The sequence below is a fragment of the Nostoc sp. DSM 114161 genome, assembly GCF_052692665.1.
Map to the genome: position 1 here is coordinate 7246856 of NZ_CP195141.1, position 23735 is coordinate 7270590.

Here is a 23735-nt window from a genome sequence, read left to right on the forward strand (position 1 = left end):
GTTATGCATCCCAGTTTGTTAACATCCCAAATCAGAAAATTTACTTGGCAAGTTTCACTTATAGGAATTGCTTTTGTTTTTTGTTTAATATTTTTATCTGGTTGTCAGGGAATAAGACAAAAAGATGACGGAGTAATTCATCTGACGCTTTGGCAAGCACTTAATCCCCCGGCACATCGAGAAATTTTTCAAAAGCTAGTAGATAGATTTAATCAGACTCATTCTGATATTCAGGTGGAATCTATCTTTCAGCCCGATCCTCAATTGCCAAAAATATTAACATCTGTTGTAGCTAATGTGCCTCCAGATATCTTATCAATGCAGCCGGAATATACAGGTCAATTTGTGGAACTAGGAGCAATTCAACCTTTAGAAGAATGGTTGGAAAAATCGCCACTGAAGTCAGATATTAGACCTAATCTTTTGGAAGGAATGGAGTTAAATGGTCATATTTGGTCAGTGCCAATGCAGACTAGTAATGTTGGCATTTTCTATCGTCCTAAGCTTTTTGAAGCTGCGGGAATCACAGAATTACCCAAGACTTGGGAACAATTGAGGCAAGTGGCTAAAAAATTAACTATAGACCGGAATGGCGATCGCCGCCCCGAACAGTATGGCATTTTACTGCCTTTAGGAAAAGGAGGATGGACTGTCTTTAGTTGGTTTCCCTTTTTATTTGGTGCTGAGGGAGAGATTGTTAGCAATAATCGCCCAAACTTAATGAATCCGGGAGCGATCGCTGCCTTACAATTATGGGAAGATCTACTCAAAGATGGTTCAGCAATGCTTTCTGCCCCAGAACGAGGTTATGAAGAGGACGCTTTTATTGCTGGTCGTGTTGCGATGCAGATTACAGGCCCTTGGACATTAATCATGAAATCTAACGTGGATCATCAAGTATTGCCAATACCAGCAGGTGTGAGACCTGCTACGGCCACCGGTACTGGAAATTTATATGTGATGAAAACCACACCAGCAAGAGAACAAGCAGCACTGAAATTTTTAGAGTACATTTTAAGTGAAGAATTCCAAACAGAATGGAGTATTAAAACGGGCTTTTTACCAGTTACTTTGACATCGGCTAAAAGCAAAGCTTATCAACAATTTATCAATCAAAAACCACAGTTAAAAGTATTTTTCGATCAAATGCCTGTAGCATACACTCAACCGGGTATTGCTGGATATAGTCGTCTGGCTGACAGTCTTGGTCGAGCTATTGAAGCCACATTGCTCGGTGAGTCTGCGAAAACAGCACTTGAAAAAGCCCAAGCAAACCTCGATTCAATTTGGGATTCCATACAACCTCAATGAAATCTAAAATCCTGCCAGCACCCTTAAAACCTGGTGATTTGCTTCGAGTCATTGCTCCTAGTGGTGCTTTACGAGAATTTGAGGCATTTGAGCGGAGTATCGAAATATGGCGATCGCGTGGCTACCAAGTTGAAATCAGCCCCAAGATAGATGACAAATGGGGATATTTAGCAAGTACCGATGAAAACCGCCGCAACCAGCTAGCAGCAGCATGGCAAGACCCAGATTGTCGCGGTATCCTCTGCGCCAGGGGTGGTTTCGGTAGCACCCGCATCTTAGAAAATTGGCATTGGCAACAAAAATCAGAACTTCCCAAGTGGTTGATTGGCTTTTCTGACATCACTGCGCTGTTGTGGAGCCTTTATAACGCAGGCATTTCCGGCGTTCACGGCCCTGTACTGACAACCCTTGGTGATGAGCCAGATTGGTCAATCGAGCGATTGTTTGATTTGGTGGAAGGTCGTTGTGTTGCTTCTATTAAAGGTTGTGGTTGGGGTGGTGGGATTGCAACTGGCGTTTTGTTACCAGGAAACTTGACAGTAGCAACTCATCTTTTAAGTACACCAATCCAGCCAAATTTTGATGGCGCGATCTTGGCACTGGAGGATGTTACAGAAGCGCCTTATCGTATCGACAGAATGCTTACGCAGTGGCGTTTAAGTGGTGCTTTAGCCAAACTTCGCGGCATTGCTTTGGGCAGTTTTACTCGTTGTGAAGCGCCGCCAAATGTGCCTAGTTTTAGCGTTGAAGAAGTATTGCGCGATCGCTTGAGCGATCTGGGGATTCCTGTAGTCTCTGATTTGCCTTTTGGTCACGGTAATCCCAATGCAGCCTTACCAGTGGGCGTGAAAGCAACTTTAGACGGAGATGCGGGGACATTGGCGATCGACGAGTGATAAATCCTAGAGCATAGCAATTTTTAATTAAAAAAATAAGGAGTTTATGGACAAAAATTTAATAATTGATGTTGGCGTTCACACAGGTCAAGATACAGAATTTTACTTGAAAAAAGGCTTTCGAGTTATTGGTATAGAAGCCGATCCTCAGATTTACAAATCAGTCAAAGAACGACTAAATTACTACATTGAAAATGGTCAACTTACCCTCCTAAATATTGCTGTATCAACCAAAGACGAATCAGTCACATTTTATACTAATTCAGACAGAACTTTTTGGGGTACAACTTCACTAGATAGAGTTAAAAAGACCGAACTTTCCTTTAATACGCCTTTCGTTGAGATGACTGTAGAAGGATGCCGATTTGAAAAAATCCTGGAACAGTTTGGCATTCCCTATTATCTCAAAGTCGATATTGAAGGTACTGAAATATTGTGTGTAGAAGCATTAAGGCAGTTTGAAAGTAAACCAAAATTTATATCTATAGAATCCACAAAAACTTCTTGGAATGCTTTGCTCAATGAGTTCGCAGTATTTAAAGAACTTGGTTATCAAAAATTCAAAGCCATCAATCAAGCAGAAGTACCAAAACAAGTCTGTCCTTCACCAGCACGAGAAGGACAGTATATCCCTTACGAATTTGAATATGGCGCTAGCGGACTTTTTGGAGAAGAAACACCAGGAAATTGGCTTTCACAGAAAGAAATAATCAACGTCTATAAAGGCATTTTTTTGAACTCTAGAATACTTGGAGTAAATGGGATTGTTTCCAAATTACTTGGAGGAAAAATGCTGCTAGATAAACTCAACATCAAGGAACCGTGGTATGATACTCATGCTAGTTTGTAGTTGAATAATTCAGAATTAATCCTGAATTTTATAAGGCATTAGCAGTGGTAAAATCCCCGACGTTTTAGAAATATTGGGGATTTCGCAGATCTTAAACAGGACTATGCAAAAGATAACGAAAGTAGCGGTAATACCCTGCGGGTTCGCTCTTAGCGTTCTCGCAGAGTAGCCGCTGTGCGTCTACATGAATTACCGCTACGCTTGAATAAGGTTTTCAGTCACATATTGCGTAAGTCCTGTTAAAGATTAATTAATGTAATAGATCGCTAGATTTATTTGTTTCCAGAGAAACAGAGAGAAATCTAATTGGTGTCTAGATTAATCAAATATTTGATTAGTTATTCTGAATTCGGAATTCTGACTTCTTCCAATAAAACTTATTGAGAAAGTTCAGTTTGGCGAGGTAAATTTCTCTTCAAAGTACACAAGCCAATTGCTGGTATAGCTCCGAGAATAATTGCTGTAAATCCTTGTCCGCTCCAATACAAGATAAAATTACGGTTTGCTTCTGGAATTAAATTTTGCACAAGAAAAAGTAACCAAATCAAAATAGTAATTAACAAAAAAGAGATTGAAGGTATAAAATTCCACCGCCAAGCACTTGCTGTATATTTTCTTAATACCAGCCATTGACAAATGCCTAGCCAAATACCAGAAATCACATAAGCGATCGCTCCTAGAAATCCCAAAAGAAAAGTTTGTTCGGGGGATAAAGCTTCATTGAACGATGAGGCAATGGATGAAATATAGTTAATCCAGGCTGTAGAAACGCCGTTGGCAATTAACCAACCAACACTAGTAGCAAATATCCATTGCCAACCAGACAAATATCGATAAATGACAAGAGCTTGATCGGCAGCAAAAATCAGCGCAAACACCACATTGCTCAGACATCTAACCACAATGCTCCACGTTTGCGAGTCTAGCGATACATTTTCGAGAATCAGTTTTTCTAAAGCGATGCTGGCAACGCCACCGACAACCCATCCGATGAGGGTCATTGAGGTAAACTGAAAAAAGAATTTCTGTCGCTGCGATCGCGGAATCAAAAATTTTCCTGGGTTAGGCTCGTTATTAGCAGATGTAAAGCGATCGGGACTGTTAGAGTCAGATTGCATAAGAGATTAGGGAGTAGGGAGTGGGGATTGGGGGATGGGGGATGGGGAGCAGGGGAGCAGGGGAGCAGAGGAGATGGGGAGCAGGGGAGCAGGGGAGAAGTGACAATAGTATTTCCCCTCTGCCCCTCTGCCCCTCCGCCCCTCCGCCTCTTCCCATGCCCAATGCCCAATGCCCAATTCCCAATTCAATATTGATTCCTGTTTTATCCTATTTCCCAGTTCCCAGTCCCTAGTCCCCAACCCCCAGTCCCTTTTATTCTGAAAAAGCGTAATCCCAGAGTGATAAGCTAAACAGTGGCATAAAAAAAGTGACTTAGGATGAAGTGATAAATGGGTGTTTCGTTAACAACTCCTCATCTCTTACGGGCTGCTCGTGGTGAAGTAGTAGATCGTCCCCCTGTATGGATGATGCGACAAGCGGGACGATATATGAAAGCATATCGAGACTTAAGAGATAAGTATCCTTCGTTTCGCGATCGCTCGGAAATTCCAGAAGTCGCAATTGAAGTTTCCTTGCAACCGTGGAAAGCTTTCCAGCCAGATGGAGTAATTTTATTTTCTGATATTGTCACCCCATTACCTGGTTTGGGCATTGATATGGATATTGCCGAAGGTAAAGGGCCAATCATTCATTCGCCTCTCCGCACTCAAGAACAAATTGATAACCTGCGTCCCCTAGAACCAGAAGCAGATCTACCATTCATCAAAACAATTTTGCAGGCGCTACGCTCGGAAGTAGGCGATAAATCAACGGTGTTGGGCTTTGTGGGTGCGCCGTGGACATTAGCTGCTTATGCGGTGGAAGGAAAAGGTTCTAAAACCTATTCCATTATCAAAAACATGGCATTTTCTGACGCAACGATATTGCATCAATTGTTAACAAAATTAGCAGATGCGATCGCCGTCTATGCCCGCTACCAAATTGACTCTGGCGCTCAAGTTGTGCAAATGTTCGATTCTTGGGCGGGTCAATTAAGCCCCCAAGATTATGACACCTTTGCTCTGCCTTATCAGCAGAGAGTTTTCCAGCAAATCAAACAAACCCACCCCGATACACCGTTGATTTTGCTAGTTAGCGGTAGTGCAGGCGTGTTGGAAAGAATGGGCAAATCTGGCGCAGATATCGTCACTGTAGACTGGGCAGTGGATATGGCAGATGCACGGGCAAGATTGGGCAAACAAATCAAAGTCCAAGGAAATCTTGACCCAGGCGTGCTATTTGGCTCGAAAGAATTTATCCGCGATCGCATTTATGATACCGTTCGCAAAGCCGGCAATTGGGGTCACATTCTCAATCTCGGCCACGGTGTCTTGCCAGAAACTCCAGAAGAAAATGTCGCTTTCTTCTTTGAAACCGCAAAGCAACTGAATTTGGCAGCAGTTACGGCTTAGGAGTTATGAGTTAGGAGTTAGGAGTTATAAGTTATAAGTTATAAACTATTAACTTATCAGTTGCGAGGTGTAAAGTTATTTTTTATTCTTAACTCCTCACTCTTCATTCCTAACTTTATTTTTAACTCCTAACTTCACTTTTGACTCTTGATTCGGAACTTTTAACTTTATTCTTAAATCTTGATTTTTAACTCCTAACTTTTTAGAAATTATTTTATGAGCCAGAAACGGATTTTAGTGACTGGTGCAAGTGGTTGTGTAGGTCATTATATAACAGAAGCCTTAATTCAAGAAACAGATTACGAACTGTTTCTGCTAGTTAGAAACCCTACTAAACTGCAAATTGATACTCAGGCACGTCCAGGAATAAATGTTTTGCAAGGCGATATGCAAAATATTAGCCAATTTGCTGATTTGCTATCAACAATTGATACGGCAGTACTCACTGCCACAGCTTGGGGTGGCGAGCAGACATTTGATATTAATGTCAACAAAACTATAGAGTTGATGAAGCTGTTAAATCCAAATAAATGCCAACAGTTAATTTATTTTTCCACAGCTAGCGTTTTGGATAACCACAATCAACCATTAAAAGAAGCTGGGGAAATCGGTACAGATTATATCCGTTCTAAATATGAATGCTTACATCAAAAAGAAAAATTAGAAATAGCACCCAAAATCACCACAGTTTTTCCAACTATAGTTTTGGGTGGTGATGCTAATAAACCCTATTCTGCTGTCACATCAGGTATTAAAGAAGTTACAAAATATATTAATTTGATTCGCTTTCTGAATGCAGATGGTAGTTTTCATTTTATCCACGGGCGAGATATTGCTACTGTAGTGCGATATTTAATCGAACATCCTCCTGGCAACAATCAACCACGTCAATTTGTTTTAGGTCAAGCGAAATTAACTGCTAACCAAGCAGTGGAACAAGTTTGTGCTTATTTTGGCAAAAAGATTTACTTTCGCATTCCCGTATCTATAGCCTTAGCAAATTTGATTATTGTTTTGTTTCGCATTCGCATGGCTGCTTGGGATAGGTTTTGCATGAATTATCGACATTTTACTTATGAAAATGCGGTTAATCCTAGTAGTTTTGGCTTGTCAAATTATTGTGCAACCATGAGTGATGTTTTGAAATTAAGTTGAAGCTAGGATAACAAAAGCCTCTATATAATGTCGTGATTTCTAAAGCCTTTATTCAGGAACAGGGCAATGGACGACTCCGGGAAGAAGAACAGCGGGTTGTTGAGGAGCTTAACCGACGTAGAATTCCAGTTACCTTTTACACAGAAAAGCGTATTCGTCGCAAGCAGCTTTGCCTTGATGATGAATCTTTAGTTGTTGGAGATATGCCCTGCATTTCTGGAGCATTAAAACAGCTTTCGATTCCCGAACCCGAACCGAATGATTATCCGGCTTCATTAAGTGAGTTTTTACATCGTCGCGTCTGGCGCTCGACGCTTGGAGAATTAGAATTAGGGCTACGAAATGGCAATTATCCAGCGACATTTGCCAAACCAGCCAAACGCCGCAAGCGTTTTACAGGATGCGTGTTTGAGTCTGAGTACGATCTGTCTCAGGTTTATGGCGTCTCACGCCAAGAAAAGTTGCTGTGTTCCGAGGTTGTCACTTGGCTTAGTGAGTACCGAGTTTATGTTGTCGATTCAGAAATTAGAAGTGTGGATTACTACGCTGGCAACATAGAGGTTCCGGTTGATATTGAAGAGATACGCCGAGGCATCCAAGCATTAGATAAAGCAGGTGAGTCGTATGCTGGTTATGCAATCGACTTTGGAGTGTTGGCTTCTGGTCAAACTGCTTTGGTAGAAATGAATGACGGCTTCGCGATCGGTGCTTACACTATTGATAGCACAAATTATACTGACATGATTTTGGCAAGATGGGAGGAACTTCTGGCACAGCGCAAAGGCTAATACTTCAGTTATTTGTTCAATACTAATTAGAGCTAATTCTAGAATTTCTAGAGCCTATAAATGTAGCGTTTGAGTTGATAGCCCAGTTTACCCAAGCTTATCGAGAAGTTGCTCCAGAGATTAGTAGAATTCTGACGAAAAAGTTGCCATTCTGGATTTACTATGCGATCGCTAACGAGCATTTAACTGTTTTTTAGCCGTAGCCTTGAAACTTGGCAAGAAAGTCTATGTCGCAAAACAGAAAATGTGCGATCGCGCTAGAGCGAGAAAAGTTGATAACATCAAGGTATAACTATAGTTATACCGACCTATGAAAACAGCGATTTCGATTCCTGACCCTCTTTTTGAGGCTGCTGAACAATTTGCAAAACGGATGGGTTTGTCTCGTAGTGAGCTTTACGCTGTAGCACTCCAAGAATATTTGCAAACGCATAAACGAGAGCAAGTCACCAAGCAGTTAGATGCTGTATACGCTGATGAAGATAGCAGTCTAGACCCGTTTTTTGTACAATTACAAGCCGATACATTGTCAGAGGAAACTTGGTGATGCAGCGAGGTGAAATCTGGTGGGCAAATCTGCCAACACCTGTTGCTTCCGAGCCAGGATATCGTAGACCCGTTTTGATCGTTCAGTCCGATGAGTTTAATCGCAGTCGAATTCGGACTGTAATTGCTGTTGTACTAACGACTAATCTTCGGTTGGCTGATGCTCCAGGCAATATTTTGGTAACAACGGATGAAACTGGTTTACCCCAAAATTCTGTTGTGAATGTTTCCCAAGTTATTACTGTGGACAAGTCATTTTTAACCGAGCAGGTCAGTCAAGTAAGCGATCGCACGATCTTGCTTGTTGATGAAGGTCTTCGTCTAGTTCTCGGACTATAGATCTATCGTTTCCTCGCTAATAAACAGAGATTATTTACGTGTTTCAAGAAGGATCTCACAAAGCAATTGTTGTGACATTATCTGAATTTTCATTAAATGGAAAAGTTGCCCTAGTAACGGGAGCAGGACGAGGGTTAGGGCTGGAAATTGCCAAACTACTTGCCAAAGCTGGCGCGTGCGTCATCGTTAATGGGCGAAACCTCGATCGCCTCAATCAAGCAGTTGCAATTATTGAATCAATCGGTGGTTCAGCCTCTTCATTATCGTTTGATGTGACCGATGAAGTTGCGGTTCAAAATGCATTTGCTGAAATTCAAGAAAAGCATGGCTGTTTGGATATTCTCGTCAATAACGTTGGAATGCGCGATCGCCGCAAGTTTTTCGAGTTTGAAATGGATGCAGTGCGTCGGTTGATTAACGCCGATTTGATTGCGCCGTTCAATTTGTCACGGGAAGCCGCGCGGTTGATGATTCCCAAAGGTGAGGGACGAATCATCAATATTACATCGATCGCGGGACAAATTGCAGATGCGGGAGATGCAGTCTATACGACAGCAAAAGGAGGGCTTGAAGCCCTAACGCGCACTCTCGCCGCGGAACTTGGGGCATTTGGCATCACTGTTAATGCAGTTGCTCCAGGTTTCTTTGCGACACAGAGTAATGCAGATGCAGTTACCAATCCAGAAGTTGCCCAATGGTTGAAAAATCGAACTTCTCTTGGTCGTTGGGGAAATCCACAAGAAATTGCGGGTGCAGTTGTGTTCCTCGCTTCTCCAGCTGCATCCTACATTACGGGTCAGGTTTTAGCAGTTGATGGTGGTTATCTTGCCCATTTTTGATGCTTTCGAGGTCTATCCTTTGCTAGGTTTGAGAGCAATTTTAGATAGCGATCTTTGATTTTAAAAGTATCACTATTAAGTGCAATAGTTTAGGCAGGTTACACCAATAAACAGAGATTTTTCTCTTCTTTTTGCCGCAGTGATAATTTTCAAAAGACGATATTTAGGACTAAATTTTAAACGCAAATTAACTTCATATTCATCTATCGTTAAACTAGCTTTAACCACTAGAAATTTAGCTTATTTAAGGTTGTGATTACAGCAGTTAAATATTCCTTGAATCAGAGGTAATATGATTTTTTCGGCCGCCATATTGAATCGTGTCGTTGCTACTTCATTGGTGACAACTTCTGTTGCACTAAGCCCAATGTTTGGTGCGATCGCACAAGCTCAAACCCTCAATGGTGCAGGAGCAACTTTTCCGGCTCCACTTTACGAACGGTATGCTCGTGAAGTTAAGAAGAAATATCCAGACTTGAAAATTAACTACCAAGCAATTGGTAGTGGCGGCGGTATTCGTCAAGTCACTGCTGGAACCGTTGACTTTGGTGGTAGTGATGCTGCAATGAAAGATGATGAAATCGCTAAAGTCAAGAACGGTGTAATCTTAGTACCCACAGCAGGCGGCGCCGTTTCTGTGGTTTATAACATTCCAGGTGTTAGCAATCTTAAATTATCTCGCGCTACACTCCCAGCTATTTTTGCAGGCCAAATTAGCAATTGGAATGATCCAAAAATTAAAGCTGATAATCCTGGTGTAAATCTTCCAAATCAACCAATTAAATTTGTTGTTCGCGCCGATGGTAGCGGCACAACTTTCATTTTTACTAACCATCTGAGTGCAATCAATGGTTATTTTAAAGGCAGAGTCGGAGCTAGTACTACACCAAAATGGACTCTACCAAACGTCCTCAAAGGCAAAGGCAATCCCGGCGTTGCAGCTTTGGTAGCTCGCACTCCTGGTTCTATTGGTTATGTTGAATATGCATACGCTCTCAAAAATAACCTGAAATCAGCACAAATTCAAAATAAGCAAGGAGAATTTGTTGCTCCTTCTTTGCAATCTGCAAATGCAGCTTTAGCTACTGTGAATTTTCCAAACAACTACCGCGTTTTTGTAGGAGATCCAGCACAAGGTTATCCGATTGTTGGTCTTACTTGGATAATGGTTTATAAACAGTATGCTGATGCTAGTAAATCTGATGCAATCAAGAAATGGGTAAATTGGGTTTTGAAAGACGGTCAACAGTATAATGATGACCTCAACTACACCAAGATTCCATCCGATGTTGCAAATCGCGTACTTCAGACAGTGAATAGCACTGTCAAACCTTAATCGCTAATCTCTCCTAAGAATTCAAAAGTCAGAATAGTTAAAAAATCAAGATAAAAATTAATGGATGAATCTACTCATCATAATATACTCTTGATAAATCATGACTTCTGACTTTCGTGAATCTTGTTAGTAAATCTCGTTTCCAGGTTTTACCTGGAAATGCTTTTTATTATAACTATGCAGGTTGAAAGAGAGTTTTAAAATTCATTGTGAAACAACATATTAAAACTTGATTTGGCCTAGTAAAATATTGTTGAAATAAATCTATTATGTGAAACGAACTACAAAAATAGACTTATTTCTATTGCCTATTGCCTTGTTTCACTCTACCCACATACAAAAATCTATTTTTTTATTTGTCATGGCAAATTCATCAGAACCAGCCGACAAAAATTCATCATATGAATCTAATTTAGATGATGAAAATATCGATTTGACAGCTATCAGTGGTAAAAATTTCTGGTTCGATCGAGGATTTACACGGCTAGTGTACTTTTTTGCAGCGGTTACTTTTGCTGTGTTATTTTTAATGAGTTGGGTAATTTACCAAGAAGCTCTACCAGCGATTAAACAGTTTGGAGTCGGGTTTTTATGGGGTCAAGATTGGGATACAGGCAATCAAATTTTTGGTGCATTACCTTATGTTTATGGAACTTTAGTAAGTAGTGCGATCGCTATTTTATTAGCTGTACCAGTGGGAATAGCAGTCGCCTTAGTAACAAGTGAAAATTTCTTACCCACATCAGTACGAACAACCTTAGCATTTGTTGTGGAATTAATCGCAGCAATTCCCAGTGTAATTATTGGTTTATGGGCTATTTTTAGCTTTATTCCAGTTTTAGAACCTTTTGAAAAATGGCTAGGTAGCACTTTAAAAGTGATACCGCTATTTAATACACAAGACCCTGTGGGCACAAATATGTTGACTGCTGGAATTATTCTAGCAATCATGATTTTGCCAACAATGGCAGCAATAACTCGTGATGTATTACTCTCTATACCTAAAGAATTACGTAGCGCATCTATGGCTTTAGGTGGTACTCGTTGGGAAACAATTTTTCGAGTATTGCTACCAGCTGGATTTTCAGGAATAGTTAGTGCCGCAATGCTCGCCTTAGGACGTGCTTTGGGTGAAACAATGGCTGTCACTATGGTAATTGGTAATTCTGCTCAAATTAGCGCATCTTTACTCGATCCAGCTTATACAATTCCCTCTGTATTAGCGAATGAATTTGCTGAAGCCGAGCCAGGATTACATATTGGTGCTTTAAGCTATTTGGGATTAATTTTATTTGGTTTAACTCTAGCGGTAAATATTGGCGCTGTATTATTAGTCAGGTGGTTTGGTAGAAAAAATAATTGAAGAAAAATTCAGAATTAATTGCGATGGGTAATTGGTAATTGCTATAAAGCAGGGATTTTGTTTATTGATTATAAATTGGGAAAAATATGAGCGATCGCATCGAGCTTGAAAATGATGAATCTATAACAAAAGAATTATGCAGTCCGCTACCAAAAGAGCGAGTTATATTTACCTATTTAATGAATGCGATCGCCTTTGGTTTCACAGGTCTAGCGCTGATTCCTTTATTATCAATTTTATGGGAAATTTTTATCCGAGGAATATCTGGAGTTAAAGGGGAAGTTTTCGTCAAAGCAGTAATTGATAATGGGTTCGGCAATGCCATTTGGGGAACCATAGTTATGGTAGCCATTGGCGCTTTTTTAAGCATTCCCACAGGCGTAATGACAGGAATTTTCTTGGCAGAATTTGGTCAAAATCCAATTGCTAATATCGTTCGTTTTATCGCTAATATTCTCACAGGTGTGCCTTCAATCGTTGTAGGAATATTTGCTTACGGTATCATCGTTTTGACAATTAAAGGATTTAGTGCGATCGCAGGTGGTTTTGCCTTAGCTGTAATTATGCTACCAGTGATTATATTAACAACAGAAGAATCTTTAAAACTTATTCCTACATCTCAACGTCTCGCCTCTGCTGCTTTAGGCGGAACTCGCTTTCAAACTACCTTTCGCATCGTTGTCACTGCGGCAATTCCTGGAATTACTACAGGCGTTTTATTAGCGGTAGCTCGTGCTGCTGGTGAAACAGCACCTTTACTTTTTACTGCATTATTTAGTCTAGATTGGTCAGAAGGTTTGTTAAGTCCAACAGCTTCCTTGCCAGTATTAATTTTTAACCTCTACAACGACCCCGATCCAGAAAAAAATCAATTAGTATGGACTACTTCGATAATTCTATTAGGCTTAATTTTATGTGTCAGTATTATTTCTCGCTTAGTTATTAGTCAGAGAAAAATCAAATAAACAGAATTCTATTTTGATAAATTTTTATTCCGCACGCGAGCAATTTATGAATAAACTAATTCCAGCTATTAAAGTAAAAAATATTAGTTTTTACTATGGCACATTCAAAGCGATCGAAAAGATATCAATAGATATTTATCGAAACCAAGTAACAGCAATTATCGGCCCTAGTGGTTGTGGCAAATCTACCTTCATCAAAATTCTGAATCGCATTAGTGAATTAGAAGGCCCTGTAAAAGTTGAAGGCGAGGTGGAATTTTTTGGACAAAATATTTATGCTCCTCGTGTCAACATCAATAGATTACGCCGCCAAATTGGTATGGTTTTCCAAAAACCAAATCCTTTTCCTATTAGCATTTATGAAAATGTTGCCTACGGAATGAGAATAGCAGGTAGGTATTCAAAAATAGAACTAGATGAAATTGTCGAGTCTGCCCTCAAAAGTGCTGCTCTTTGGGATGAAGTTAAAGATAAGCTAGATAAATCGGCTTTAGGGCTTTCTGGCGGTCAACAACAAAGATTATGTATTGCTCGTGCTTTAGCAGTCAAACCGAAAGTTCTGTTGATGGATGAGCCTTGTTCGGCTCTTGACCCCATCGCCACTATGAAAGTTGAAGAACTAATTCATAGTTTGCGGTCTCAGTTGACGATCGCGATCGTTACCCATAACATGCAGCAAGCTGCTCGCGTCTCTGATTTTACCGCTTTCTTCAGCACCGATGAAAGCCGGATTGGTCAAATGATTGAATTTGGCGCCACAGAGCAAATCTTTAACAACCCACTCGACCCCCGCACCCGCGACTACATTTCAGGACGTTTTGGATAAAAAGTCATTAGTCATTAGTCATTAATTATTAAAGTATTCTCCTTGTCCCCCTTGTCTCCCCACCCCCCCACCTCCCCATCTCCCCATCTCCCCATCTCCCTCATTTTCTCAACAATGATTTTTGCGACATAATTTAATATAAACATTTACTAACGGTATATTTGCTATATATCTACTATATACTTACGTATTTTCCATGAAGTTCTCCTTTTAGGAGTAACATAGTGAAACAGCACTGCTGATTTGTAATACCTTACTTAGTCAAGTATTGTTTCACACGTTTTGGGAATATGAGTAAACTAATTCCAGCCATCAGAGTCAAAAACTTCAGCTTCTATTACGAGACTCAAAAGATAGTTGAAGGCGTGTCAATGGATATTTACCAAAACCAAATCACGGCAATTATTGGTTCTAGTGGTTGTGGCAAGTCTACTTTTCTTAAATCGTTAAATCGGATGAATGAATTAGAAGCAGAAGTGAATGTTGAAGGGAGAGTAGAATTTTTTGGACAGAATATTTATGAGCGCCGTGTCAATTTAAGCAGATTGCGCCGCCAAATTAGTATGGTTTTTCCCAAGCCAAATCTTTTCCCCATGAGCGTTTATGACAATGTTGCCTATGGTGTGAAATTAGTTGGATGGCATCCGAAAGTAGAATTAGATGCAATTGTTGAATCTGCCATTAAAGCTGCCGAACTTTGGGACGAACTGAAAAATAAGCTGCACAAATCTGCTTTAGAACTTTCTGGCGGACAACAACAAAGACTATGTATTGCCCGCGCTTTAGCAGTTAAACCAAAAGTTTTACTGATGGATGAACCTTGTTCGGGACTCGATCCTATTGGTAGTATGCAAATTGAAAATCTGATTCAAAACTTGCGCTCAGAATTGACAATTGTGATTGTTAGTCATAACTTGCAGCAAGTTACTCGGCTATCTGATTTTACGGCTTTCTTTCACAGTAATGAAAATCGCATTACTCAAATGGTTGAATTTGCTACTACAAATAAAATTTTTACTAATCCCCTTGATTCTCGTACCCGCGATTACATTTTTGCCCGCATCGGTTAAAATCTTACTGAAATTTTGGCTCTTGAGAAAGCTGCGAGTATGAATTATATCACTCAGTACAAGTCAAAAAGTCTGACTCTTTACTCCCCAGCTAGGCAAATAAGTTATACCAATTTGAAAAAAGAATGCGACAGATGGGTAGGGGCATAACATTGTTGTGCCCTTACGGATAATTGATGTGTCGCAAATATTATTTGAATTGGTATTAAAAATCAAAATAGATGAGTGTAATTTAATTTGCAGAACCTTTGAGTTTTCTTGTGTTGGGCAATACGAATCTAAGTTGACACAATTTTTTATACTATAAACTTAAGAAGAGTATCTGCTTTAGACCACCTGAATAAAAAATGAAATGTCCCCGGTGCGAGTCTACTTCATATCGTAAAAATGGTCGTCGGAATGGCAAGCAGAATTACCTGTGCAAAAACTGTGGTAAACAATTTCTTGAGCCGACATCCCCGTTGCTGGAAACTGACTTAATTGCCAATAGCAACGGGTACAGTAAACAAACTATGGCTGAAGCTACAGATATTGCTTTAGCAAAAAAACTACCAGTAGAAGAATTTACTGAAATAAGTCTAAGCTCTTTTAGTTCTATCCTAGCTGAAGAACTACGAAAAATTTTATTATCGTCTGATTGGCTAGAATCTGATATTTTCAATCAATTTATTCAAAAAGTTCAGCAAAAACAGCGAATTCAAAATCAGTTAGAAACAAAAACTTCTCTTTTACTTTTAGATGCAGAAAATCTAAAATTAGATATTAATTGCGAATTATTTTTAGCAAGTGTATGTGAGTACCCTCTGCAAGTTAAATTAGCTTTTGCTAACTGGAGAAATCCCAGTACTGGTAAGCAGGATATTGAACTTTATAAGCGTGGCTATCAACTTATTCATGTACCCGGAGGTAAGGATAGTGCTGATGCCAAAATGATTGGATTTGGTGCTTCTGTATTACGGTCTTATCCCACAGTTAAAGAAATTTTAGTCTGTTCTGGCGATGGAATTTTAATCCACCTCTGCAACGAACTCCAAAATCAAGGATTGATTGTCTATTGGGTGCGTAGACAAGGACAAACTTTGCAGGTAGAAAACAGAAATACTGGTAACTTAACTCATTATTCCATAACAATGGACAGAGAAATTCCATCTTTGGAACGAGTAGTTGAAGAAATTCAAGATTTAATTAAAAATGAACAAAATTCAATCAATACTAAATTACAAAGTTTAGCGACTATTGCCACTTTATTTGAAGAAAGACGCAACCTCAATACCAATATTTATCAAAATCGCCCAGAAATCGAAGAAGGAGTTTCTCCTACAGATGAGTCATCTACACAATCTATTAAACAGGAAGAAAAAGAAAACTTTGTCCAAATTGGCGATCGCGAAACATTAGATAAATTTTTATTAAAAATAATTCGAGATTTTCAAATAAATTCTCCTCCAACTAAATTATCTGTATCTAAACTAGGTACAGAGATACAGAAAATAACCGGACAATCTCCTACTTCAATTGTCAAAAAATTAAAGTTAGGTTCGACTTTGACCAAATATTTAGAATCATCTCCCACATTTATATTAAAACTAAGCGGCAAGGAATATGAAGTAATGCCGCGATCGCTGGAGTAGATACTTTCTCAACATCTACCTATGACTTAAGTCCATAATTCAGTATTATGTAAAAAGATGTGAAGAAATGTAAATATAAAAATGCAGGATAAAGTTGTTGTTATTGTCGGTGCTACCGGCGGTATTGGTTCAGCCTTAACACGTAAACTTGTGCCTACCGGAGTGAAGTTTGTATTGGCGGCCAGAGATGCGGTGCGTTTAACCACACTAGCTGCTGATTTACCAGGAGAAGTTTTGACCGTTCCCACCGATATTACCGATCCTCAACAGGTAAAGACTTTGATCGAAAAAACTGTTGCTGAGTTTGGTCAACTCGATATTTTGGTGAATGCTGCTGGTGCTGGTATACTCAAGCCTTACAATAGCTTGGAACCCGATGATTTAGACAAGATGTTAGATGTCAACTTAAAAGGCAGCTTTTACACTACTCAGGCAGCTGCCGAAGAGATGCAAAAACGCAAGTCTGGTCACATTTGTAACGTGGTAGGAATTCTCGGCAAGCATTCGATGGGGATGGCAGCGGCTTATTCTGCTTCAAAGTTTGGTGTTGTCGGTTTCAGCAAGTGCATGGCAGAGGAACTCAAGCGCTTTGGTATCAAGTTCACGCTATTCTACTTTGGTGGGGTAGATTCTCCATTTTGGGATAACGTCAACTTAAAAGTAGACCGGAAAAAAATGCTCAGTGCTGAAACTGCGGCCAATGCGATTTTCTTTGCTCTTTCTGCCGAACCGCAAGCTGTACCAATGGAAATTAACATTCAACCTGATAGCCATTTGTTTTTTTAAGTCTGGGGACGTTGTAGTTCGCCTACATAATTCTTGCTTGGGAAAGACGTGAAAATTTAGCAAAAAAAGCAAAATTTAGAGATATATAAGCTGTTATGCTGGATTTTCGGTAACTATGAAAATTGATAGCGTTCATTTCTATGTAGAAAACGCCAAAACGTGGCGGGATTGGTTTGTACACCATCTTGGTTTTCAAGCAGTAGCCCGCACTAGTTCATTTCATACTTGCACAGAAGTAGTCAAAAGTGGTAGCGTCTGCTTTTTGCTATCTTCACCACTGTTACCCACAAGTCCGGTGGCTGAATTTCTGCGTCAATATCCCCCTGGTGTCGCCGATGTTGCCTTTGCTGTGGAAGATGTAGAAGCAGCGATCGCACATGCTAAAATGCACGGTGCCACAGTTTTACAACCCATTCAGGAACACAATGTAGGCGCAACATCCATCAAGTGCAGCAAAATTGCCGCTTGGGGTGGACTGACTCATACGTTGATAGAAAGGTCATCAGTCAGCAGTCATCCGTCATTGGTTTTTGACAAAGCGCAAAGTCTGAGTCAAGGCTTTCTTGGATCGGAACTTTGTAACAAAGGACAAATGACAGATGACAACATTTTTACTGCCATAGATCACATCGTACTCAACGTAGAAATTGGCGATTTAGAACGTGCTGTTGCTTGGTACGAAAATATTCTTGATTTTCAACCCCAGCAGGTATTTAAAATTAAAACCGATCGCTCTGCTTTACACAGTCAAGTGATGGTTTCGCATAATGGCGACGTACAATTGCCAATTAACGAACCAGCTACCAGCAATTCCCAAATTCAAGAATTTTTAGATGTCAATCGGGGGCCCGGAATTCAGCATATTGCTTTGCGGACAACAAATCTCGTGAGTGCGATCGCTAAATTTCGTGCCAGTGGTTTATCGTTACTCTCAGTTCCTCAAACCTATTACACGCAACTAAAACAGCGTTCGGGATTTCCATTATCAGATTTAGAAATTGAAGCGATCGCCAAGCAAGAAATTCTTGTAGACTGGCAAGAATATACTCCTTTAGAAGGACGAAATACTGCACCCTTATTACTACAAATTTTTACTCAGCCAATATTTGAACAGCCGACATTTTTCTTTGAATTTATTGAACGCCGTTTCCAAGCTCAAGGTTTTGGCGAAGGTAACTTTCGCGCCTTATTTGAAGCTATTGAAAGCGAACAAATCAAACGCGGTACTTTGCAATGATACCTGAGTACAAAATATCAATTGAAAGTCAGCCAGACTCAAAAGAAGTTGACTTTGTAGACAAGCAACTTCACGAATTTAATGTTAGCAAGATTGGCGATTATCAATATAGGTCGTTGTTTTTGGTGCTTCGTGATTCACAGCAAAAGGTAATGGGCGGCTTAGAGGGTTTTATCGGCTTGGGATGGTTCCACATCGGTACTCTCTGGGTTGCACAAGAGTTAAGAGGTGATGGATATGGAAAAGCACTACTTTTAGCCGCAGAACAAGAGGCTGTTAATCGTGGTTGCTTACACGCCTATGTTTTTACTTATAGCTTCCAAGCTCCTGAATTTTATCACCACTTGGGTTATGAAGTGTTTGGAGAGTTGGAAGATTTTCCTCCAGGTCATTGTCGATATTTTCTGAAAAAGTCTTTACAAAAAACACTTAGTTAAATTCAACCGTGCAGATTGGCGATCGCAAAACAGCCACACAACTGCGATAATTTTAATAAAAATTAACATTTTGCAGCGATGCTAAGACTAATTACTGACTTCGACGGCCCGATTATCGATGTTTCCGAACGGTACTACCAAGTTTATAAATTTTGCCTGGAAAAAACCCGCCGTCCAGGTCAACCAGTAAAAGAACTTCCCAAACCAGAATTTTGGGAGTTAAAGCGCAAGCGCGTTCCTGAAAAACAAATCGCCTTAAACTCTGGCTTAGATGAAGCTCAAGCACAAGAATTCGCTCAGTTGCGGCGAAAAACAGTACATACAGAACCTTACTTTGAGTATGACACCCTAGCACCGGGCGCTGTAGATGCACTATCAAAGATTCAACAAGCCGGAATTGATTTAGCTGTTATGACTATGCGCCGAGTCAGAGAACTAGATTATGCCTTCCAAAAATACGATTTAGGCAGATTTTTTCCCGAAAATCGTTGTTATTGCCTGAGTAACGACTATGTTAAAACTCGTGACATCGAAGATAAACCCTTGTTGATGGCTAGGGCTTTGAAAGAATTACCTCCCGTCGCTGATACCTGGATGGTGGGAGATACAGAAGCCGACATCACGGCTGCGAAAAATCACGGTGTAAAAGCGATCGCTGTGGAATGTGGCATTCGCGATCGTACTCAATTAGAACTTTACCATCCCGACTTAATCGTTAAAGACTTAAGCACTGCTGTAGATGTAATCTTAGAGCGTAAAAGTTTTATCTAGATTCGTCGCAATCGCTCAAAACCTGAGCGTGAAAACTGAATTAACTAAATATTTATATTGAGGCTTAAATGTATAAATTGAGTTAAGTTAGTCCGTTAATACCAAACTGACTCGGTGATTTTGTGTCCGCGAAAACCTCAGACAGTAAGTTTATAACTTTTAATATATCCTCTCAAGATAAGTCCCAACTTAGTCAAAATGTACTTAGCTTAACTAATGTTGCGCCTATAGGTAAAACTTGGGACAAGCACCGAGCCAATGCTGATAAAGTCTTTCACTATTACGCCAAAGCAGATGAACATTGCTTTCAGCAGTATGCTCGCCGAGTGAGAACATGTTCTGAGTTGCTGGAGTTTCAATTAGTGCCAGAGGAATCGGAAGGTATTCTCAGCTTAAAACTATCAGATGCCCAATTTTGTAGAGTTCGTCACTGTCCAGTTTGTCAGTGGCGGCGATCGCTGATGTGGAAAGCAAGGGCTTACAAAATTCTCCCACAGGTTGTTACTGACTACCCCAAGTACCGTTGGCTGTTTGTCACCTTGACTGTAAAGAATTGCCAAATTGAAGAACTTAGGGAAAACTTAGATTCGATAAATAAAGCTTTTAAGCGATTAACTGAATTAAAAGTATGGCCTGCGAAAGGTTGGGTGAAGTCCATAGAAGTGACTAAAGGTAAAAATGGAATATCGTCACATCCGCATTTACATATTTTGGCAATGGTATCGCCTTCGTATTTCAGTCATGGTTATTTATCTCATGCCAAATGGGTAGCGTTATGGCAGCAATGCTTACGGATTGATTACCAGCCAGTTATTCATATTAGCGCGATCGCTAAACATCATAACCCTTCACTACTCATTCCAGAAATTCTCAAGTATCAAGTCAAAGAGTCAGATTTGTTAGGTGATAGAGAATGGTTTTTAGAGTTAACCCGTCAGCTACATAAAACCAGAGCGATCGCTGTTGGGGGCACACTCAGACACTATATGCGCGAATTAGAGGAGAAAAACCAAGACCTCATTAATGAAAGTGAAGAGACAGATGAGGTGAACGGGGAAAGTTTATTTTTTAGATGGGAGCGCAAGTTACAAAGATTTAATATAGAGTGACATCAGCGATACAAGAACAGCCTCAGAATCCTGACATGAAAAGGACTATATAAGTTTATAACCGTAGAGACTGTGGCTTAATCTGGCGAAAGGACAAAGACCACCGATCAGATACAACCGGAAGTAGTTCATGGTGAAGATTAGAATAAAACTTGATAACTTGACCATGTTCAAGGTGATATTCGTTACTATACCCTTGAGTATCAATGCGGAAAGTAGCACGTCCAATATTGACTAATGCTACTAGAGGTTCAAAAACGCGGTGGTCACGGTGTCGTTTCATGCCAACACCTGGAGGATAATGGCAGAGTAAGGCAGAATTCCATCCTGGAAAAATGCGATCGCCAAGTCGATTAACCGTCTCATCCCAATGTCCTTTCTTAATTACGGCAGGGTGTACTAGTATTACCTCATCTCCAAACGGTTTGTGAGTTCGACCAAAAGCAATCTTACTAGAAGGCATTGACTTCATATTATTAGATTGATGTTTAGACAAGTCTTCAAGACTTTTAAGATCGAAACCATAGTCTTCAATAGTTTCAATTTTAGCTAAATCCATTATTAACTCCTGAAAATTTCAAATCTGCAAATCAAACTAATTACACCTACCCTCAGCGCGAAGCGTTCAGGAAAAAATATTTAAAGTCTATTTCACTCCACGACTATTGGAGTAAAACTCTTTATTTATTTTTTTCATATACTTTTAGGCATTCGCCTATTCTTTATTTCTTCAGCGCGAAGGGTTCAAGAAAAAAGATTTAAAGTCTATTCCACTCCACGACTATTGAAGTAAAACTCTTTAATTCTTTTCTCATTCCCTTTAGGTGTTAGCCTATTCTTTCTCTAACTCCAAAAGCACAAAAAATAAATACCAGTCATCCGAAAAACAGATTGCTGGTATTTATAAATCACCTTTACTTGAAACTAGGAAATAGCCTCGATGATAAAGATGAAGAGTAAAGTAATAAATTAGACTTTCCAAACATTGTCTTAAATGACAGCTTCCAAAATTAGGCAACAAAAAACCAGACAAACAACTAGTGAATGACTGGGATATAAAAATTAGTTTTTATCGAAATTAAGAAATAACTTAAATTGGGGTTTTTTAGAGTTATTAAAACAAATAATTAAATTTTAACTAGCCAGAGAAAAGCTTCTACAACCGCTTTTGGTAATTCAATCAATACGAAATAATTGCTAGGATATAAATAGTCTTCACCTGATTCATCAATAACTCTAATCATTCGGTGCTTAACAGCATCAGAATCAGGAACAGTCTGGTAAATTTTCCGAATTTCTAAAGAAGCAGGATAATCTTTGTTGCTAATGCAAACAACATATTGAGTTTCTGTGTTCGCTGACTGCATAACGACTCCTATAGAAAGCGTTTTATTTTGATTTATTTCTTACCAATTCCGTGGGCTTCATACCAGTGTAACTCAGCTTCATAAATGCTTCTGTCGTCTAAGCTAATGGTTGCAAAGCCTTTAAGTTTTCGCCATCGTCCTGAACCATAAGTTTTACGCAAGCGTTCTATTTCACGAATGGAGTTACCAACAGCAATTATTTCAATATTGGTGATGTCTCCGATAATTTCAAAATTCAAGTAAGCATTACTCCTAGTAAATATTGCAATAAAAAACTTTTAACCACAACCCGCTGCCAACCTTTGACTAACCAACTCAGCCGCTAAATCTATCGCCGCCTTCATACTCGTAGCATCAGCAATTCCCTTACCTGCAATATCAAACGCTGTTCCATGATCGGGTGAAGTCCGCACAAAAGGCAGACCAATAGAAGTATTAACTGCTCGATCGAATGCCATCAACTTGACAGGAATTAAGCCTTGGTCGTGGTAAAGTGCCAAGTAGGCATCAGCAGGATTTGAAAGGTGAGAATTTCCGTACCAAGCTTGACCGGGCTTAACCCACATCGTATCTGGCGGTATCGGCCCGTCTAATTGCAATTGCGGTCTATTTTGCCGTTCTTGCTCCAACCAGGGAATTAACCAATCTTGTTCTTCACGTCCCAATTGTCCCTGTTCGCCACTGTGGGGATTTAAACCTGCGATCGCAATTCTCGCTTTTTCTATCCCAAAGTCTTGCTTTAAACACTCCACCAATAAATCCAGTTTCTCTGTCAACAACTGCGGTGTCAATCTCTCAGGAACTTGACACAGAGGAATATGTGTGGTGGCTAGTAAAGCTCGGAGCGTCCAATTAGTATGAGGCGATCGCGCTACAAATAACATCCCAAACCGCTTCACATCAGACTTTTCTGCTAAAAGTTCCGTTTGTCCTGGGTAATTATACCCTGCGGCTTTCCAAGCAGATTTAGCGATCGGTCCGGTGACTATACCATCAAAATTACCAGCAAGCGTTTCGGCGATCGCATATTCCATATAAGCAAAACTAGCCGCACCGCTAGCCGCATTACCTATTCCTGGAATAATTTCATTTTTAACTTCCTCCTTTAACTGCACATTGATTACTGACAACAGATCTGGATTGAGCAAAGGTACTAAATTTTGAGTTAAATTGAGTTTTTCATAAGTCTGCGCCAGCAAATCTCGGTTACCCACCACATTAATGTCATATTTTTGACTTATTGCCGGATCTGCTAAAGCTTTCAAAATCACCTCTGGCCCAATTCCTGCGGGATCTCCCATCGTCAGCGCCAAACGTGGGCGATTCAATTTCCCAAAATTTTGTAAACTACCTTGATTATTCTGATACATAAGACTTCTTGATAATTAATGTCAGATTCTCTCTCGTCTTCCATTCTGCGGCAAGCTAAAGCTAAATCCCCCTAATCCCCTCTCTATAGTAGAGATTGCCTCCAAAACCAGTAGGGATTACCTGCTAAACTAGTTTAGAATTATTTACACAGGTCTAATACCGCAGCAACTATCAAAAAGCTTTTGGTAGACCTACTTTTTTACACAGAACAACTCACAGGCCAACTTATTAT

The 23735-nt window shown here is 39.9% G+C and carries 26 protein-coding genes; 21 read left to right on the forward strand and 5 right to left on the reverse strand.

Going from position 1 to position 23735, the window contains the following annotated elements:
* Nucleotides 1-3 precede the first annotated feature (3 nt).
* From NSTC745_RS30100 to NSTC745_RS30110, 3 genes are read left to right on the forward strand one after another with little or no spacing between them, the layout of a single operon-like run.
* Entirely contained in the window at nucleotides 4-1311 is a 1308-nt protein-coding gene (locus NSTC745_RS30100; protein ID WP_445638721.1) for an ABC transporter substrate-binding protein, read from the forward strand.
* Nucleotides 1308-2207, forward strand: a complete 900-nt coding sequence (locus NSTC745_RS30105; protein WP_445634283.1) for a S66 peptidase family protein — start codon at nucleotides 1308-1310, stop codon at nucleotides 2205-2207. Before NSTC745_RS30100 ends, NSTC745_RS30105 begins: the two co-directional genes overlap by 4 nt.
* Nucleotides 2208-2253: 46 nt before the next feature.
* Entirely contained in the window at nucleotides 2254-3057 is an 804-nt protein-coding gene (locus NSTC745_RS30110) for an FkbM family methyltransferase (protein WP_445634284.1), read from the forward strand.
* Nucleotides 3058-3434: 377 nt separating this feature from the next.
* Here NSTC745_RS30110 and NSTC745_RS30115 read toward each other — a convergent pair whose 3' ends face one another.
* Nucleotides 3435-4175, reverse strand: a complete 741-nt coding sequence (locus NSTC745_RS30115; protein ID WP_445634285.1) for a hypothetical protein — start codon at nucleotides 4173-4175, stop codon at nucleotides 3435-3437.
* Between the two features lie 330 nt (nucleotides 4176-4505).
* Here NSTC745_RS30115 and hemE point away from each other — a divergent pair, with 330 nt between their 5' ends.
* From hemE to NSTC745_RS30205, 18 genes are all read left to right on the forward strand, one after another.
* Nucleotides 4506-5567, forward strand: coding sequence for a uroporphyrinogen decarboxylase (gene hemE, locus NSTC745_RS30120; RefSeq protein WP_096537952.1), 1062 nt, complete (start codon nucleotides 4506-4508; stop codon nucleotides 5565-5567).
* Between the two features lie 216 nt (nucleotides 5568-5783).
* A complete protein-coding gene (locus NSTC745_RS30125; RefSeq protein ID WP_445634286.1) occupies nucleotides 5784-6722 on the forward strand; it encodes an NAD-dependent epimerase/dehydratase family protein in 939 nt (312 codons plus the stop codon).
* A gap of 32 nt (nucleotides 6723-6754) precedes the next feature.
* Nucleotides 6755-7510, forward strand: coding sequence for an ATP-grasp domain-containing protein (locus NSTC745_RS30130; RefSeq protein ID WP_445634287.1), 756 nt, complete (start codon nucleotides 6755-6757; stop codon nucleotides 7508-7510).
* A 74-nt stretch (nucleotides 7511-7584) separates the two neighbouring features.
* Nucleotides 7585-7707, forward strand: coding sequence for a hypothetical protein (locus NSTC745_RS30135; protein ID WP_445634288.1), 123 nt, complete (start codon nucleotides 7585-7587; stop codon nucleotides 7705-7707).
* A 113-nt stretch (nucleotides 7708-7820) separates the two neighbouring features.
* Nucleotides 7821-8057, forward strand: a complete 237-nt coding sequence (locus NSTC745_RS30140; RefSeq protein WP_445634289.1) for a CopG family ribbon-helix-helix protein — start codon at nucleotides 7821-7823, stop codon at nucleotides 8055-8057.
* Nucleotides 8057-8395 carry a type II toxin-antitoxin system PemK/MazF family toxin gene (locus NSTC745_RS30145; protein WP_445634290.1) on the forward strand — a complete coding sequence of 113 codons (339 nt, stop codon included), beginning with the start codon at nucleotides 8057-8059 and terminating at the stop codon, nucleotides 8393-8395. Before NSTC745_RS30140 ends, NSTC745_RS30145 begins: the two co-directional genes overlap by 1 nt.
* Nucleotides 8396-8433: 38 nt before the next feature.
* Nucleotides 8434-9234, forward strand: a complete 801-nt coding sequence (locus NSTC745_RS30150; RefSeq protein ID WP_445634291.1) for an SDR family oxidoreductase — start codon at nucleotides 8434-8436, stop codon at nucleotides 9232-9234.
* Nucleotides 9235-9526: 292 nt separating this feature from the next.
* Nucleotides 9527-10570 (forward strand): phosphate ABC transporter substrate-binding protein PstS, encoded by a 1044-nt coding sequence (gene pstS, locus NSTC745_RS30155; RefSeq protein ID WP_445634292.1) that lies wholly within the window; start codon nucleotides 9527-9529, stop codon nucleotides 10568-10570.
* 361 nt (nucleotides 10571-10931) lie between these two features.
* The gene (gene pstC / locus NSTC745_RS30160) at nucleotides 10932-11933 is read left to right on the forward strand and encodes a phosphate ABC transporter permease subunit PstC (protein ID WP_445638722.1); all 1002 of its coding nucleotides are present in this window, start codon (nucleotides 10932-10934) and stop codon (nucleotides 11931-11933) included.
* Between the two features lie 86 nt (nucleotides 11934-12019).
* Nucleotides 12020-12898: a phosphate ABC transporter permease PstA gene (gene pstA / locus NSTC745_RS30165; RefSeq protein WP_445634293.1), complete on the forward strand. Its 879-nt coding sequence runs from the start codon at nucleotides 12020-12022 to the stop codon at nucleotides 12896-12898.
* A 46-nt stretch (nucleotides 12899-12944) separates the two neighbouring features.
* Nucleotides 12945-13724: a phosphate ABC transporter ATP-binding protein PstB gene (gene pstB / locus NSTC745_RS30170; RefSeq protein WP_445634294.1), complete on the forward strand. Its 780-nt coding sequence runs from the start codon at nucleotides 12945-12947 to the stop codon at nucleotides 13722-13724.
* 290 nt (nucleotides 13725-14014) lie between these two features.
* Nucleotides 14015-14794 carry a phosphate ABC transporter ATP-binding protein gene (locus NSTC745_RS30175; protein ID WP_445634295.1) on the forward strand — a complete coding sequence of 260 codons (780 nt, stop codon included), beginning with the start codon at nucleotides 14015-14017 and terminating at the stop codon, nucleotides 14792-14794.
* A gap of 347 nt (nucleotides 14795-15141) precedes the next feature.
* Nucleotides 15142-16425, forward strand: a complete 1284-nt coding sequence (locus NSTC745_RS30180; RefSeq protein ID WP_445634296.1) for an IS1/IS1595 family N-terminal zinc-binding domain-containing protein — start codon at nucleotides 15142-15144, stop codon at nucleotides 16423-16425.
* Nucleotides 16426-16506: 81 nt separating this feature from the next.
* On the forward strand, nucleotides 16507-17211 hold the full coding sequence (locus tag NSTC745_RS30185; protein ID WP_445634297.1) for an SDR family oxidoreductase: 705 nt from the start codon (nucleotides 16507-16509) through the stop codon (nucleotides 17209-17211).
* 115 nt (nucleotides 17212-17326) lie between these two features.
* Entirely contained in the window at nucleotides 17327-18448 is a 1122-nt protein-coding gene (hppD, locus tag NSTC745_RS30190) for a 4-hydroxyphenylpyruvate dioxygenase (protein ID WP_445634298.1), read from the forward strand.
* Nucleotides 18445-18885 (forward strand): GNAT family N-acetyltransferase, encoded by a 441-nt coding sequence (locus tag NSTC745_RS30195; RefSeq protein ID WP_445634299.1) that lies wholly within the window; start codon nucleotides 18445-18447, stop codon nucleotides 18883-18885. Before hppD ends, NSTC745_RS30195 begins: the two co-directional genes overlap by 4 nt.
* Nucleotides 18886-18963: 78 nt before the next feature.
* Nucleotides 18964-19656: an HAD family hydrolase gene (locus NSTC745_RS30200; protein ID WP_445634300.1), complete on the forward strand. Its 693-nt coding sequence runs from the start codon at nucleotides 18964-18966 to the stop codon at nucleotides 19654-19656.
* 122 nt (nucleotides 19657-19778) lie between these two features.
* Entirely contained in the window at nucleotides 19779-20765 is a 987-nt protein-coding gene (locus NSTC745_RS30205) for a protein rep (protein ID WP_445634301.1), read from the forward strand.
* A gap of 55 nt (nucleotides 20766-20820) precedes the next feature.
* Here the strand turns inward: NSTC745_RS30205 and NSTC745_RS30210 are convergent, their stop codons facing one another.
* From NSTC745_RS30210 to pdxA, 4 genes are all read right to left on the reverse strand, one after another.
* The gene (locus NSTC745_RS30210; protein ID WP_445634302.1) at nucleotides 20821-21228 is read right to left on the reverse strand and encodes a hypothetical protein; all 408 of its coding nucleotides are present in this window, start codon (nucleotides 21226-21228) and stop codon (nucleotides 20821-20823) included.
* Nucleotides 21229-21892: 664 nt separating this feature from the next.
* Nucleotides 21893-22132: a hypothetical protein gene (locus NSTC745_RS30215; protein ID WP_445634303.1), complete on the reverse strand. Its 240-nt coding sequence runs from the start codon at nucleotides 22130-22132 to the stop codon at nucleotides 21893-21895.
* Between the two features lie 32 nt (nucleotides 22133-22164).
* Nucleotides 22165-22371 carry a hypothetical protein gene (locus NSTC745_RS30220; RefSeq protein WP_445634304.1) on the reverse strand — a complete coding sequence of 69 codons (207 nt, stop codon included), beginning with the start codon at nucleotides 22369-22371 and terminating at the stop codon, nucleotides 22165-22167.
* Nucleotides 22372-22410: 39 nt separating this feature from the next.
* A complete protein-coding gene (gene pdxA, locus NSTC745_RS30225) occupies nucleotides 22411-23502 on the reverse strand; it encodes a 4-hydroxythreonine-4-phosphate dehydrogenase PdxA (protein ID WP_445634305.1) in 1092 nt (363 codons plus the stop codon).
* Between the last annotated feature and the right edge of the window lie 233 nt (nucleotides 23503-23735).

Coding starts and splice junctions, on each gene's coding strand:
- NSTC745_RS30175 (WP_445634295.1), top strand. CDS start 14,015: ATGAGTAAACTAATTCCAGCCATCAGAGTCAAAAACTTCAGCTTCTAT.
- NSTC745_RS30110 (WP_445634284.1), top strand. CDS start 2,254: ATGGACAAAAATTTAATAATTGATGTTGGCGTTCACACAGGTCAAGAT.
- NSTC745_RS30200 (WP_445634300.1), top strand. CDS start 18,964: ATGCTAAGACTAATTACTGACTTCGACGGCCCGATTATCGATGTTTCC.
- NSTC745_RS30115 (WP_445634285.1), bottom strand. CDS start 4,175: ATGCAATCTGACTCTAACAGTCCCGATCGCTTTACATCTGCTAATAAC.
- NSTC745_RS30105 (WP_445634283.1), top strand. CDS start 1,308: ATGAAATCTAAAATCCTGCCAGCACCCTTAAAACCTGGTGATTTGCTT.
- pstA (WP_445634293.1), top strand. CDS start 12,020: ATGAGCGATCGCATCGAGCTTGAAAATGATGAATCTATAACAAAAGAA.
- NSTC745_RS30215 (WP_445634303.1), bottom strand. CDS start 22,132: ATGCAGTCAGCGAACACAGAAACTCAATATGTTGTTTGCATTAGCAAC.
- NSTC745_RS30125 (WP_445634286.1), top strand. CDS start 5,784: ATGAGCCAGAAACGGATTTTAGTGACTGGTGCAAGTGGTTGTGTAGGT.
- NSTC745_RS30100 (WP_445638721.1), top strand. CDS start 4: ATGCATCCCAGTTTGTTAACATCCCAAATCAGAAAATTTACTTGGCAA.
- pstS (WP_445634292.1), top strand. CDS start 9,527: ATGATTTTTTCGGCCGCCATATTGAATCGTGTCGTTGCTACTTCATTG.
- NSTC745_RS30210 (WP_445634302.1), bottom strand. CDS start 21,228: ATGCCTTCTAGTAAGATTGCTTTTGGTCGAACTCACAAACCGTTTGGA.
- hppD (WP_445634298.1), top strand. CDS start 17,327: ATGAAAATTGATAGCGTTCATTTCTATGTAGAAAACGCCAAAACGTGG.
- NSTC745_RS30145 (WP_445634290.1), top strand. CDS start 8,057: ATGCAGCGAGGTGAAATCTGGTGGGCAAATCTGCCAACACCTGTTGCT.
- pstC (WP_445638722.1), top strand. CDS start 10,932: ATGGCAAATTCATCAGAACCAGCCGACAAAAATTCATCATATGAATCT.
- pstB (WP_445634294.1), top strand. CDS start 12,945: ATGAATAAACTAATTCCAGCTATTAAAGTAAAAAATATTAGTTTTTAC.
- hemE (WP_096537952.1), top strand. CDS start 4,506: ATGGGTGTTTCGTTAACAACTCCTCATCTCTTACGGGCTGCTCGTGGT.
- NSTC745_RS30180 (WP_445634296.1), top strand. CDS start 15,142: ATGAAATGTCCCCGGTGCGAGTCTACTTCATATCGTAAAAATGGTCGT.
- NSTC745_RS30140 (WP_445634289.1), top strand. CDS start 7,821: ATGAAAACAGCGATTTCGATTCCTGACCCTCTTTTTGAGGCTGCTGAA.
- NSTC745_RS30195 (WP_445634299.1), top strand. CDS start 18,445: ATGATACCTGAGTACAAAATATCAATTGAAAGTCAGCCAGACTCAAAA.
- NSTC745_RS30185 (WP_445634297.1), top strand. CDS start 16,507: ATGCAGGATAAAGTTGTTGTTATTGTCGGTGCTACCGGCGGTATTGGT.
- pdxA (WP_445634305.1), bottom strand. CDS start 23,502: ATGTATCAGAATAATCAAGGTAGTTTACAAAATTTTGGGAAATTGAAT.